This is a genomic window from Roseobacter sp. GAI101 (assembly GCF_000156335.1).
Taxonomy (GTDB): Bacteria; Pseudomonadota; Alphaproteobacteria; order Rhodobacterales; family Rhodobacteraceae; genus Sulfitobacter.
The window spans coordinates 246,197-259,980 of record NZ_DS999215.1 but is presented as its reverse complement, the minus strand read 5'-3'; the positions used below and the strand labels follow the sequence as shown (position 1 = coordinate 259,980).

Sequence of the window (13,784 nt, the reverse complement as noted above, 5' to 3'; positions counted from 1 at the left end):
GCCATGAGCCGAAGCTTAGGATGCATTTATTGCATGGTAGCAGAGCGTAGTGTGACATAAGACTACGTCTTTATTGATCTTTTGTAGTACCAAGGTTTGTTGTTTGGGTGTTCGCACTCAAGTAGCCAAAGGCGGTAGTGCATATAAAGAGATCATAAAAGACAAAGTCTTTTCTGTGAAGCGGGCCTGTGAGGGATCCCGTGGAGAGATCACTAGTGAGAATGATGACATGAGTAGCGACAAAGAGTGTGAGAGACACTCTCGCCGAAAATCCAAGGGTTCCTGCTTAAAGCTAATCTGAGCAGGGTAAGCCGACCCCTAAGGCGAGGCCGAAAGGCGTAGTCGATGGGAACCAGGTTAATATTCCTGGGCCAGATGGAAGTGACGGATCTCGAGGGTAGTTCATCCTTATCGGATTGAATGGGCTGCTTAGAGGTCCCTGGAAATAGCTCCATCGCTAGATCGTACCCTAAACCGACACAGGTGGATAGGTAGAGAATACCAAGGCGCTTGAGAGAACTATGTTGAAGGAACTCGGCAAAATACCTCCGTAAGTTCGCGAGAAGGAGGCCCGGTTTCTAGGCAACTAGAGGCTGGGGGCACAAACCAGGGGGTGGCGACTGTTTATTAAAAACACAGGGCTCTGCGAAGTCGTAAGACGACGTATAGGGTCTGACGCCTGCCCGGTGCCTGAAGGTTAAAAGGAGGGGTGAGAGCTCTGAATTGAAGCCCAGGTAAACGGCGGCCGTAACTATAACGGTCCTAAGGTAGCGAAATTCCTTGTCGGGTAAGTTCCGACCTGCACGAATGGCGTAACGACTTCCCCGCTGTCTCCAACATAGACTCAGCGAAATTGATTACCGGTCAAGATGCCGGTTACCCGCGGTTAGACGGAAAGACCCCGTGCACCTTTACTACAACTTCACACTGGCATTAGGCCGAACATGTGCAGGATAGGTGGTGGGCTTTGAAGCGTGGACGCCAGTCTGCGTGGAGCCTCCCTTGAGATACCACCCTTGTTCTGCTTGATGTCTAACCGCGGTCCGTTATCCGGATCCGGGACCCTGTGTGGTGGGTAGTTTGACTGGGGCGGTCGCCTCCTAAATCGTAACGGAGGCGCGCGAAGGTTGGCTCAGAGCGGTCGGAAATCGCTCGTTGAGTGCAATGGCAGAAGCCAGCCTGACTGCGAGACTGACAAGTCGAGCAGAGTCGAAAGACGGCCATAGTGATCCGGTGGTCCCAAGTGGGAGGGCCATCGCTCAACGGATAAAAGGTACGCCGGGGATAACAGGCTGATACTGCCCAAGAGTCCATATCGACGGCAGTGTTTGGCACCTCGATGTCGGCTCATCTCATCCTGGGGCTGGAGCAGGTCCCAAGGGTACGGCTGTTCGCCGTTTAAAGAGGTACGTGAGCTGGGTTTAGAACGTCGTGAGACAGTTCGGTCCCTATCTTCCGTGGGTGTAGGATACTTGAGAGGAGTTGCCCCTAGTACGAGAGGACCGGGGTGAACGATCCACTGGTGGACCAGTTGTTATGCCAATAGCAGTGCTGGGTAGCTATGATCGGACAGGATAACCGCTGAAGGCATCTAAGCGGGAAGCCCCCCTCAAAACAAGGTATCCCTGAGAGCCGAGGTAGACCACCTCGTCGATAGGCCAGAGATGTAAGCGTAGTAATACGTTCAGTTGACTGGTACTAATGGCTCGATAGGCTTGATTTGATCCAGTAGAAGCAAGACTTTTACGGATTTATCAAAAGCATACACACATACATAAATGTACTGACTTGGACTTCGTTGTTATCGCCAGGGAAATGGCGATAACAACAAACGTGTGGCTACGCGCATTGCTCTGCAATACGCTCTCGCCACCGTCGCTTTTTGCTACGCAAAACAGCGACGTTGATGAATTTATTCGGTTTGGTGGTCATAGCGTAAGCAAAACACCCGATCCCATCCCGAACTCGGCAGTTAAGTGCTACTGCGCCAATGGTACTGCGTCTTAAGACGTGGGAGAGTAGGTCACCGCCAAACCTAATAAGTTCATCAATCAAAAACGTATCTCTCTACGATGAAATCAAAGACAAATCCAAACAAACAAAACACTGATTGAAAAACACAATCAAGAATAATGTCTTGCATCCAGTTGAAATATGCGAAGACAAAAAAACAAGACAAAAGGGGTTGGGACAAGGCTACGTAGTCTTTCCGACCAAGTGCTGAGTGGTGATAGTACGAATTGTACAATCCGCTTAAGTATTCGAAGGATCGTAATCCTGAGTTTCAACGTAGAATATGACGTTCAGATAGGCTCCAATCCCGGCCGATAGAGGATGCTTTATTCGGCGGGTAAAATATTTGAAAGACTGGTTTGAAAAGCTCTGCTGCCGCGACCTTAATGTCGCGATGAAACGCGGACATACTTCAGAAAGGCTGTGGCTGTCGGTGATAGCGTCCGGCCCGATCGCCTGACAAGGCCGATGCGCCTGCGCGTGCCGAAATCAGAAATATCGCGAATGACAAATGTCTCGGATCGCAGGATCGCCAGCGTGAGCCTTGGGAGAACCGTGATACCAAGCCCGGCGGACACCAAAGCCCCGGCCGTTGCAAGATGCGCGACTTCAAAGCGGGGGCTTAGGCTGTGGCCGAAACGCTGACATGTTCCGTCGATAAGCTCTCTGACGCTGGTACCGGTTTCCATGACGATAAACGGCATCGCGACCAGTTCCTCCCAGCCATAGGCGCGATCTTCTGCCAATGGCCCGTCCGGCATGCCGAGCGCGACAAATTCATCTTCCATCAACGGTTCGAAGGCAAGCCTTGAACGCGCGGTCACGGTACCTGCCGTAAAACCGATGTCAGCTTGACCGGAATCGACGGCATCCAGAACGCTGCCCGAAAGCGCATCAATGATCTTGAGATCGATTTCCGGGTGATCCGCAGTAAAGTTACGCAGGATCTGTGGCAGCAGGCTCGCGGTGATGGAGGGCAGCCCTGCGATGGTCAACCGTCCGCGCTGCGCAGACTGATAGCTCCCGAATTCTGCCAACCCGTCTTCGGCAGTGTTGATGATCCGTTCGGCGATCTGGGCAAAAGCACTGCCCGCAACTGTAATTTCGACACTTCGGGTATCTCTGTCGAACAGGCGGCTGCCAAGGCGCGCCTCGAGAGAGGTGATCTGTCGCGACAACGCAGAGGGAGACAGACCAAGCTGATCTGCCGCCGCGCGGAAAGATCTTTCTTGTGACAGGATCAGAACGGCCTGGAAATCGAGAAGGGTTGGATTGCTGCGTTTCATGCATCAATTATGTCGAATACTTCACTTCTTGCAATAGAGTGCATTTGTCATAATCGTATCCGAGACCGGATCGCGCTGCCCGCAGAGGTGACCTGATCCGTCCACATCATTGGGAGGATACCATGAAACACACTATGCGTACGCTCATCAGCGCAACCATTCTTGCGGGCTCAGCCGTGACCGCTCAGGCGCAGGATTTGCTGATCGGATCGACATCCGCATCGTCCAGCCACTACGGATACTTCGTCGCCGTCGGCCAGCTGATCAACGAAAATGCAGAGGGCGTGAATACCACTGTGGTCGAAACCGGAGCCACAATGGACAACATCCGCCGGATGGAGCGCGGTCAGATCGATCTGGGCCTTGTAACGACAAATGTAGTCCAGCACGCCAATGCCGGTACAAAGGAATTCGAAGGGAATGCGCAGGATTTGCGTTTGCTGTGGGTTTACACCGGCGCTCCTCAAAACGTCGTGGTGCGTACAGATGCAGGCGTCGATAGCCTGGAAGGGCTGGCGGATGTCAAATTCAACCCCGGCATTAAGGGGTCCGCAACTGAATCCACCACTGAAGCCGTCTTCGAGACCTTGGGCCTGACCGCAGATTTTGTGCGCGGCTCAACGACGGACATCGTCAATTCGATCAAGGACAACCGCGTCGCAGGTTATGTCAAATCGGGGTCTGGCAACAAGCTGGACGGATCGACCATGGATGTTGCCACAGCAACCGATATCGCGATTTTGGGCCTGAGCAGCGCACAAGCCGACAAACTGCGCGCCGACATGCCCGACATCTCGGTTGTCGACATCCCCGAGGGTGCCGCGGACGGTATTCCGGCCTATACGACATGGAGCTTTGGCGTCGGTGTCGCGGCTCCTGCGTCTATGGATGACGAGACAGCGTACAAGATTGTCAGCGCGATCATGGCGGACAAGACAGCGCAGGCCAATGCGATGGCCAGCCTGAAAGGCGCAAGCATCGCCGACATGACGGTACAGTTCGGCACGGTCCCGCTGCACCCGGGTGCTGCGCGCTGGTTTGAAGAGCAGGGCATCGAACTGCCCGCCAAGCTGATGCCAGCAAGAGACTAGGCAGATGACACTGGAGCGTATGCAAAAAGGGCTGGCGATCCTCGTTGGGGCCTTTGTCTTTTACACGGCAGCGACAGGCCCCTTCGAGGGTCTGATCCAGAGAGCAATCTTTCTGGCGCTGGTCGCAACCCTTGGCTTTGCGCTTTATCCTCTGGGTGCCGGGAAATCCTGGCACCCGGTCGGGCTGGTGGTCGATCTGGCCCTTACTGTGATCGTGATCTGCGCCTGCGGGTATGTGATCTGGAACTACGATGAAATCATGACGACGTTGCCTTGGGCCACGTCGCTGGACAAGGCGCTGACTGCCGGGCTTGTTCTTGCGGTGCTTGAACTGGGGCGGCGGACCGTCGGGCTGATCTTTCCCGTGCTGGTTTTGATCGGGGTCGGCTACGCCCTGTTTGGCAACCTGCTGCCCGGGCCGCTGCACCACCGTGGATTTGACAGCGCCTTCGTGACCGAAACGATATTTCTGGGCGACCTTGGCATCTGGGGGATGCTGACAGGTGTGGCCGCCACGGTCATCGCAGCGTTTGTGCTGTTCGGCGCACTGTTGCTTCATACGGGGGGCGGGCAGGCGTTCATGGATCTGGCGATGCGGTTGGGCGGTCGCCAGCCCGGCGGAGCCGCCAAGATCGCGACGATTGCCAGCGGCCTTTTCGGGATGATCTCGGGGTCGGCTGTGGCCAACGTGGCGACCACAGGGAATTTCACCATCCCCATGATGATCCGGCTGGGATATCCGCGTCCCTTCGCTGCGGCGGTGGAGGCCGTGGCATCGACGGGCGGACAGATCGCGCCGCCGATCATGGGGGCCGCGGCCTTTGTGATGGCAGAAATTCTGGGCATTCCTTACGTCACCATCATTCTGGGCGCGATCATTCCCGCCGTGCTGTTTTACCTGTCGGTCTTCATGACCGTGCATTTCGTTGCCCTGCGCCGCAATCTGGCGGTGGTGCCGGACGAGGATCTGCCCGACTGGGCCGTCATCATCGCACCGCGCCGGGTGCTGCCGATCCTTGCCGCATTGGGCGGGCTGGGCATCGGGATCTGGCTGGGCCGGTCAATTTCAACTGCGGCGTTCTACGGCGTCGTCGGATTGCTGGTGGCCTTTGTCGCCACGCAGGCCGGACGTCTGTCGTTCAAAGAAATGGCGCATATGATCGTCGAAGGGCTTGAGGACGCAGGCAAGGGAATGGTGATCATCGGCGTGCTGCTCGCTGGTGCTCAGGTGCTGGTCTCGATGATCAACCTGACGGGCATCGGGGTCACGCTGTCGTCGCTTATCGTTACCATGGCTGGGGATTCAGTGCCCTTGGTCGCCGTGATCGTCGCGGGGGTCTGCCTGATCATGGGCATGGGCCTGCCGACGACGGCGGCCTACGTCCTTGTTGCGGCTGTGCTTGCGCCTGCGATGACAGCGGTCGGGGTTGATCCATTGGCCGCGCATCTGTTTGTGTTCTACTTCGCCACCATCTCGGTCATTACACCGCCGGTCTGCGTCGCGGTCTTTGTCGGTGCGGGTATCGCCGGAACCAACTGGCTTCCCGCCGCAGGAGAGGCCGTGCGCCTGGGTGCCGTGACTTATGTGGTGCCGTTCTTGTTCCTTCTCTATCCCGGCATGATGTTGCAGGGCAGCTGGTTCGATGCCGTCGAAGCGATCGTGGCCGGTCTTGTCCTGGTCATCGCGATCCCTGCGTTGCTGGCGGGAATGCGGCTGACCGCATCGCGCGGGCTGGACATCGGCATACTGGTTGGGGTCATCGCGATTGCAATCTGGCCACATCCGGTAACGCCTTTCATCGCGCTCGCGGCTTTGGCCTGTGCGTTCAAGATCGGGTCTCAGAGCAGAAGGGTCGTGACATGAGCGTGCTGAGAATAGGGGCCGGTGCGGGATTTTCGGGGGATCGCATCGCACCCGCAGTCGAACTGGCCGAGAAGGGAAACCTTGATTTCCTCGTGTTCGAATGCCTTGCCGAACGTACCATCGCCCTTGCCCAACAGGCACGGTTGAAAGATCCGGCTGCGGGTTTTGACCCGATGCTTGAACGGCGGATGCGCGCTGTGCTGCCGATCTCCGCCCGCAACGGCACGCGGATCGTGTCGAATATGGGGGCCGCAAATCCGCTGGCAGCGGCGCGACTGGTCCGGAAGGTCGCACAGGATCTTGGCCTGCACCACCTCAAGATCGCCGCCGTGACGGGGGACGACGTCCTGAATGTTGTCGGCCCTTTCAAGCTGGATGAAACCGGAGCCACTGCGTCGTCGATGGGGGATCGTCTGATTTCGGCCAACGCCTATATCGGCATCGCGCCGATCGTTGCAGCGCTTGATGCGGGCGCGGATGTGGTGATCTGTGGTCGCGCGTCCGATCCGGCACTGTTTCTTGCCCCGCTTGTGCACCATTTCGGGTGGCCGATGGACGACTGGACCCGGCTGGGCCGCGGCACCCTTGTCGGCCATCTTCTGGAATGTTCCGCGCAGGTTACAGGCGGCTACTTTGCGGACCCCGGCGTCAAGGATGTGCCAGACCTTGCCCGCATCGGCTTTCCGCTGGCCGAGGTAGCAGAGGATGGCAATGCGGTCATAACCAAAGTCGCGGGAACCGGTGGATGCGTGACGCGCGCAACCTGCACGGAACAACTGCTTTATGAAATCCACGATCCGGAGAATTACATTCAACCAGATGTGGTCGCCGACTTTTCACGGGTCAGCATTGAACAGATCGGACCCGATCGCGTGGCGGTTTCCGGCGCGGACGGGCGGGCTGCTACGGGGTATTTCAAGATATCGGTCGGCTACCGAGACGGTTGGAAAGCTGATGGTCAAATCACATATGCCGGCGCGAACAACATCGCGCGGGCAAAACTTGCGGCCGACCTGGTCCTGCAACGGCTCGCGGACGCTGGCATCGCACTGACCGAAAGCCGGTACGATCTGATCGGTTATGATTCCGTCCCCCGTGCTGTAACCGCTGAAAACATGGCACAGCCGCACGAGGTCAGGATGCGTTTTGCCGCGCGGTGTCGCACATCGGAAATCGCCAATCAGGTGGTCGACGAGGTTGAAGGCCTTTATCTTTGCGGTCCGGCTGGCGGCGGCGGCGTGACCCGAAGCGTCAGGGAAATCATTGCGATTGCATCGACATTGATGCCTTCAAAAGATGTGCAGACAAGCTTTGAAATGCTGGAGACTCAAGATGCAGTTGCATGAGATTGCCCATGGCCGCACCGGGGACAAGGGGGACACCTCCAACATCTCTATCATCGCCTTTGATCCCAAAGATTGGGCGCGGATCCTGCGGGACGTGACCGAGGAAAAGGTCGCGGCGCATTTTGGTCCTGACGTTGCAGGGGACGTCACGCGGTATCTGCTGCCGCAGCTTCAGGCGATGAACTTTGTCCTCAAAGGCGCGCTGACCGGGGGGGTCACACGATCGCTTGCCCTGGATGCACATGGGAAATGTCTGGCCTCGGTCCTGCTTGAAATGGAAATCTGACGATCGTTGGAAGGTAAGCTGCTGTTTCAGACGCGCACACAGGATGTCGCTATTCCTGATACCCACCAGATGGTCTGCACCGTTTTCAAACGACCTGCCGGACTGGCAGCCCGGCTTGAGGGCGAAGCCAAATGGCCTGGTTGGCTTTATCATTCAGCCTTCTAAAGCCCTCGATTTACAGGTCCCTTAGGGTCATGCGCCCTCTGCCGGATTCACTTCGGGAAATACGCGGGTGCCCGCGCTCTCCATATCCTGCATGCGTTTGATCAGCCGCTCTCGCACCTCGCAGGACACTTCCCACGATGTGTTCGGGTTGTTGCAGGTCACGCAGAAGGTCACGATTTGACCAAAGACATCCTGACCCGTCACCCTGACCTCATGTTCGTCGCGATCGCCGAGGTCTTCATGTTCGACCTCGTCGATAACCTTAAAGAATACGTCTCTTAATTCCTCAACTTCAGCATCGTGCGCGACGTGGATTTCGACCAGCCGTTTCATGTGGGGGTCCCTGATCGTCCAGTTCTCGAAAGTCTCGGATACGAATTCCGTAACCGGCACAACCAACCTCACGCCTGTCCAGACCCGCAACAGGACGTAGGTAAAGTTGATCCGCTCGACAGAGCAGATGTGCCCTTTGTACACGACGTTGTCGCCGATCCGCGCCGACTGGTTCAGGGCGATCTGCATTGACGACATGATGTTGGACAGGACCTCGCGCGCGGCAAAGCCCAGAACCAGCATCACGGCACCTGCCGACGCCAACAAGGAGAAGCCGAAGGTGCGGAACACGTCCGCTTCGGCCAGAACGATGCCAAAGCCAAGCAGGACGATCACGACGATCAGCATACGCCGCACCAGCGATACTTTCGTGGCGGTTTCGCGGCGGTGGTCGTCGTTGATCTGCTGCAGATCGTCATTGTCAAATTCGATGATCCGGTCGATGATCCGGTCGACGACATTCACCACAAAGACGAGCGCCGCAATCACATAGCCCAAGGCAATCGTCGGTGGAATAAGGGCGGAAATCGGGCCTGAGAACACGAATATCCCGCTGATGATGGATATGATCAATGTCATCACAAAGGTCACGATCGGCAGACGCGATGCTTCGATGATCTTTTTGGAAAAATCCCGTTTGGCGGTCGCTGCGGCGCGGGTCAGGGCCTTGTGGGTCGTGACCCCGCCGATGATAGAAAGCAGGAACATGACCGGAAGGCCGATGACCTCCCACCACATGAGGTTCCAGAATCCGTTCTGACGGGCCCAGTCCGGCAGCTTTCGTTCCATCTTTGACGGACCATAGGTGTCGTATAGCTTGGTTATGTTGGCCACGGACCGCTGGGAAAACACCCACACCGGGGCTTGGTCCTTAACCTGAACGCGGTCCAGATAAATAGGATAGGGCCGGTTGTCGATTTCCAGCACCCAAAGCAGGATGGAGCGTCTGGTCTGCCCGGCGACCGCGCTTTTCGTCGTGGCGGTTGCGTCCAACGCATCTGGCCGGTCCAGAAGATCGCCCCAGCTGATGACAACCTTGCGGTCCACCAAGGCATAAAGCTGTTCGGCAAGCTGCGGTCCTGCCGCTGCCTGCTGCGTGCTCGGGACGGTCGCCAGATTAAGCAGATGTGCCGCGGTGGTGAAATCCTTTGCATCCGCGAGATCAAGCAACGCTTCCATCGTGGCATGGGGGGAGCTGCGATCAAGTTGGTCAGGAGGTGCGCCCAACCCGACGTTCAACGCATCTATCTGGTAGACGTTTTCTTCGGCGACGGCAGCGGCCGCACAAATCATCAATGTGCACAAAAGGAATGAACGAAGCACTGTGGCGTAAGACGGCATTGATATTCCTATGGCAGACCTCGGATACCCAAACCTAATATAACGTGTCGGGATAAGGTTCCCGAACGCAGCATGGCCAAGGTGCATTCCGGCCCGGACCTTGCATTTATGCAACAGGTCAGGGTGCGCGAAAGCGCTTTTTGTCTGGCCAACGGCGTGCCAGCGACAGCGCTGTAGTGTCCAGAGAACCGCGGCACTGCTTGAAGCGCGCGCAAACTAGGGAACAATAACGCCGACCGTACGTTGGTCTATGCTCGATCAGCTAATGGCTGACCTTCGCGCGATGCCCGTAATAAGAAAGAAAAAACATGACCCGTAGCACCTCTCTCACGATCAACGGTGAAACGCATGTCGTCGATGTCGACCATCGCACGACCTTGCTGGACCTGCTGCGCCACCACCTTGATCTGACGGGGACAAAAAAAGGCTGCGACCACGGACAGTGCGGGGCCTGCACGATATTGGTCAACGATCGGCGGATCAATGCATGCCTGACGCTGGCTTGCATGCACGACGGCGACGATATCACCACGATCGAAGGGTTGGGCACGCCGGACGACCTGTCGGCGATGCAAAAAGCGTTCATCAAACATGACGGGTTTCAATGCGGCTATTGCACTGCCGGGCAGATATGTTCGGCGACAGCAATGCTGAAAGAGGCCAAGGCCGGGTGGCCTTCGAACGTATCGTCGTCTTTGGATGGTAAGGGTGCCCTGTCGAACGAAGAGATTTCGGAGCGGATGAGCGGAAACCTTTGCCGCTGTTCGGCCTATACCGGGATCGTGAATGCGATCCGCGAAGCGGCCGGGGAGACGGGCCAATGAAGCAATTCGATTACAGCCGTGCCACGTCAACCTCTGATGCAACCAGGGCGGCGTCGGTCCATGGTTCCGCAATCATTGCAGGGGGTACGAACCTGATTGACCTGATGAAGCTCGAGGTGATGTCACCCGATGTGCTGGTCGATATCAACAGGCTGGACCTTCATCAGATTACACCGACGCAGGACGGCGGGTTGCGGATTGGCGCATTGGTCACCAACAGCGATCTTGCCGCGCATGAAACAGTGCGTCGCGACTATGAGGTGTTGTCCCGCGCCCTTCTTGCCGGAGCATCGGGCCAGTTGCGCAACAAGGCGACGACGGGCGGCAACCTGCTTCAGCGGACGCGCTGCGCCTATTTTTATGACACTGCGATGCCGTGCAACAAACGGGAACCGGGCAGTGGATGTCATGCCCGCGACGGCTTTAATCGTATCCTCGCTATTCTGGGCACCAGTGAACACTGCATCGCCACGCATCCGTCCGACATGGCAGTTGCCATGATGGCGCTTGATGCGGTGGTTGAGGTCGAAAACACAACTGGCGACACGCGCAAGATCGCGCTTGATGACCTGTATTGCCTGCCGGGCAGCACACCGGATGTGGAAACCGTATTGCAGCGAGGTGATCTGATCACTGCTGTTCTATTGCCACAGCCAAAGGCGGGCCTGCACGTCTACCGCAAGGTACGCGACCGGTCTTCCTATGCGTTTGCGCTGGTGTCGGTTGCGGCGGTTGCGCAGATGGACGCTGGAAAAATTGCGCAAATCTCGTTGGCGTTTGGCGGACTGGCACCCAAACCATGGCGCAATCAGCAGGTCGAGGCTGCCTTGACCGGTCAGGCCCCGTCAGAGGCGCTTTTCGATCAAGCTGCCGACATTCTGTTGGCGGAGGCACAAGGCTTCGGCGCAAACGATTTCAAAATTCCCCTTTCACGTCGCACGCTCAAGGCTGTGTTGCGGACCGTTACGGAGACCAGCCAATGAACGCGCATCACAAAATGGACGAAAAGCAGACCGATGTCCTATCCGGCATGGCGCAAGGCGTTCTTGGCAAAGGTGCATTGCGTGTCGATGGCCCGCTGAAAGTTACCGGGCAGGCCGCTTATGCCGCTGAAATCGGTGACGGTACCGAAGCCGTCGGCGTGTTCGTACGTGCCACGATCACAAAGGGCCGTGTCGCAAAGATTGATGAAGCGGCAGTACGTGCCATGCCGGGTGTCTTGTCCCTGATCACGGACGAACGGCTTTTGCGCAACCCCGCGCAGGGCACCGCGAACGAAGCGCCGATACAAGGCGCGCGCGATGTCGCGTATTTCGGTCAGCCCATCGCATTGGTGGTGGCCGAAACCTTTGAACAAGCGCGACATGCCGCCCAAAATATTGCCATCACCTATGATGCCGAAAAGGCTGTTACCGACCCCCTTGATGGCGCGGCGCAGTTCGACCTTCCCGACGCCAAGCAAATTGAACACGGCGATGTACAGACCGCCATGGCCGATGCACATGTGAGCATCGATGCCACCTATACCACCCCGTCCCAGAGCAGCGCCGCAATGGAACCGCATGCGTCAATCGCAAGCTGGGAAGGCGACATGCTGACGCTGCACGGGTCCTATCAGATGCTCAAATACAACCGGAACGAATTAGCGGATGCCTTGGGCATTGATCCCGCGAATGTCAGATTGCTGGCCCCCTATGTCGGGGGTGGTTTTGGCGCGAAACTGGGCTTGTCCTCCGAAGCGGTAGCCGCCGCTATCGCCGCCAAGGAACTGGACCGCCCCGTGCGTGTCGTCATGACCCGCCCGCAGGTTTTCGAGACCACGATGCGGCGCAGTTCCACCCATCAGCGGTTAAGGCTTGCGGCGGATGCTGACGGCAACCTGACGGCTATCGGTCACGATGCGACAGTGTCAAACCTGCCCGGTGAATCGTTCAGCGAACCTGTCGCATTGGCCACGCATTTTCTTTATGCAGGCAAAAACCGCGCCTATGCACACCGCATCGCGCGGGTGCATCGCACTTGTGCGGGGTCCATGCGCGCCCCGGGTGAGGCCGTGGGCATGTTGGCGCTGGAAAACGCGATGGATGAACTGGCGCACAAGGCCGGGATCGACCCGGTCGCATTGCGCCTGCGCAACATCCCCGAAAAGCACCCTGAAAGCGACAAGGTGTTTTCATCGCGCCGCTTTGCGGATTGCCTGACCGAAGGGGCTGAACACTTCGGCTGGTCAATACGCAGGGCCACACCGGGCCAAGTCCGGGAGGGCGAGTGGTTGATCGGCATGGGCGTGGCATCTGCGGCACGGGGCAACATCCTGTCTGAGTCCAAAGCCCGCGTTATCCTGCATGCTGATGCGACGGCGACGGTTGAAACCGATATGACAGACATTGGTACCGGTACCTATACCATCCTCGCGCAGATCGCGGCCGAGATGTTGGGCCTGCCCCTTGAGAGCGTCACAGTGAGACTTGGCGATACCGATCTGCCCCCGGCCGCCGGTTCCGGTGGGTCGTGGGGGGCAAGTTCTGCCGGGTCTGCGGTGTTTCTGGCGTGCCAAAGTTTGCGCAATGACATTGCCGATCTAGTTGATGCAGACGCCGCCGACATCACCCTGAAAGACGGCATCATCACGACCGGAAACGTCCAGCGCGACCTGTCCGATACGTTGACCAACGACATCACCGCCACAGGGCACATCGAACCCGGAGAAACGAGCAATGCGGTAGAGCAAGCCGGTTTTGGCGCGCATTTCGCCGAAGTGGCCGTGAACAGCATCACAGGCGAAACCCGTGTGCGGCGGATGCTTGGCGTGTTCTCGGCGGGACGTATCCTGAATGAACAAACCGCCCGGTCACAATGCTTTGGCGGGATGATCTTTGGCATCGGTGCCGCGCTGACCGAAGAGCTGGTACATGACCACCGCGACGGACATATCGTTAACCACAACCTTGCCGAATATCATGTGCCTGTGAATTTGGACGTGCCGCAGTTGGACGTCGTCTTCCTGGAAGAACGGGACGAATGGGCCAATCCGATCCAGTCCAAAGGTGTTGGGGAACTTGGCATTTCCGGTGCAGGTGCGGCAATTACAAACGCGATCTTCAACGCGACCGGTGTGCGTGTGCGCGATTATCCCGCGACCCTTGATAAGATACTGCCGGACTTGCCAGAGGTTTAGGAAACTCTGTTTCCTTCAGTCAGGCTAGTAAGAATATGGTGAACCCTTTGGGGGTAC

Annotated in this window: 9 protein-coding genes and 2 rRNA genes (1 of these 11 cut by a window edge); 9 read left to right on the top strand and 2 right to left on the bottom strand. The window is 57.4% G+C overall.

What is annotated here, in order from left to right:
* Positions 1-1,723: ribosomal RNA gene (locus tag RGAI101_RS20485) — 23S ribosomal RNA — on the top strand; it begins 1,171 nt to the left of the window's first position.
* 197 nt (positions 1,724-1,920) lie between these two features.
* Positions 1,921-2,035, top strand: a 5S ribosomal RNA gene (gene rrf, locus RGAI101_RS20480).
* Positions 2,036-2,396: 361 nt separating this feature from the next.
* On the opposite strand, the gene RGAI101_RS20475 is transcribed toward rrf, so the two are convergent.
* On the bottom strand, positions 2,397-3,299 hold the full coding sequence (locus tag RGAI101_RS20475; protein ID WP_008230099.1) for a LysR family transcriptional regulator: 903 nt from the start codon (positions 3,297-3,299) through the stop codon (positions 2,397-2,399).
* A gap of 122 nt (positions 3,300-3,421) precedes the next feature.
* Between RGAI101_RS20475 and RGAI101_RS20470 the strand changes: the two genes are divergently transcribed.
* Genes RGAI101_RS20470 through RGAI101_RS20455 form a run of 4 tightly spaced genes read left to right on the top strand, consistent with a single transcriptional unit; the run spans position 3,422 to position 7,886 of the window.
* The gene (locus RGAI101_RS20470; protein WP_198133755.1) at positions 3,422-4,390 is read left to right on the top strand and encodes a TAXI family TRAP transporter solute-binding subunit; all 969 of its coding nucleotides are present in this window, start codon (positions 3,422-3,424) and stop codon (positions 4,388-4,390) included.
* Positions 4,391-4,394: 4 nt separating this feature from the next.
* Positions 4,395-6,254: a TRAP transporter permease gene (locus RGAI101_RS20465; protein ID WP_008229891.1), complete on the top strand. Its 1,860-nt coding sequence runs from the start codon at positions 4,395-4,397 to the stop codon at positions 6,252-6,254.
* A complete protein-coding gene (locus RGAI101_RS20460) occupies positions 6,251-7,600 on the top strand; it encodes an acyclic terpene utilization AtuA family protein (RefSeq protein ID WP_008229919.1) in 1,350 nt (449 codons plus the stop codon). Before RGAI101_RS20465 ends, RGAI101_RS20460 begins: the two co-directional genes overlap by 4 nt.
* Positions 7,587-7,886, top strand: a complete 300-nt coding sequence (locus tag RGAI101_RS20455) for an AtuA-related protein (protein ID WP_008230085.1) — start codon at positions 7,587-7,589, stop codon at positions 7,884-7,886. Before RGAI101_RS20460 ends, RGAI101_RS20455 begins: the two co-directional genes overlap by 14 nt.
* A gap of 192 nt (positions 7,887-8,078) precedes the next feature.
* On the opposite strand, the gene RGAI101_RS20450 is transcribed toward RGAI101_RS20455, so the two are convergent.
* Positions 8,079-9,725 carry a mechanosensitive ion channel family protein gene (locus tag RGAI101_RS20450; protein ID WP_198133754.1) on the bottom strand — a complete coding sequence of 549 codons (1,647 nt, stop codon included), beginning with the start codon at positions 9,723-9,725 and terminating at the stop codon, positions 8,079-8,081.
* Between the two features lie 308 nt (positions 9,726-10,033).
* Here RGAI101_RS20450 and RGAI101_RS20445 point away from each other — a divergent pair, with 308 nt between their 5' ends.
* Genes RGAI101_RS20445 through RGAI101_RS20435 form a run of 3 tightly spaced genes read left to right on the top strand, consistent with a single transcriptional unit; the run spans position 10,034 to position 13,727 of the window.
* Positions 10,034-10,549 carry a 2Fe-2S iron-sulfur cluster-binding protein gene (locus RGAI101_RS20445; RefSeq protein WP_008229917.1) on the top strand — a complete coding sequence of 172 codons (516 nt, stop codon included), beginning with the start codon at positions 10,034-10,036 and terminating at the stop codon, positions 10,547-10,549.
* Positions 10,546-11,532 carry an FAD binding domain-containing protein gene (locus RGAI101_RS20440; protein ID WP_008230018.1) on the top strand — a complete coding sequence of 329 codons (987 nt, stop codon included), beginning with the start codon at positions 10,546-10,548 and terminating at the stop codon, positions 11,530-11,532. The genes RGAI101_RS20445 and RGAI101_RS20440 overlap by 4 nt, the downstream gene beginning before the upstream one ends.
* Positions 11,529-13,727 carry a xanthine dehydrogenase family protein molybdopterin-binding subunit gene (locus RGAI101_RS20435; RefSeq protein WP_008230087.1) on the top strand — a complete coding sequence of 733 codons (2,199 nt, stop codon included), beginning with the start codon at positions 11,529-11,531 and terminating at the stop codon, positions 13,725-13,727. The genes RGAI101_RS20440 and RGAI101_RS20435 overlap by 4 nt, the downstream gene beginning before the upstream one ends.
* Positions 13,728-13,784 lie beyond the last annotated feature (57 nt).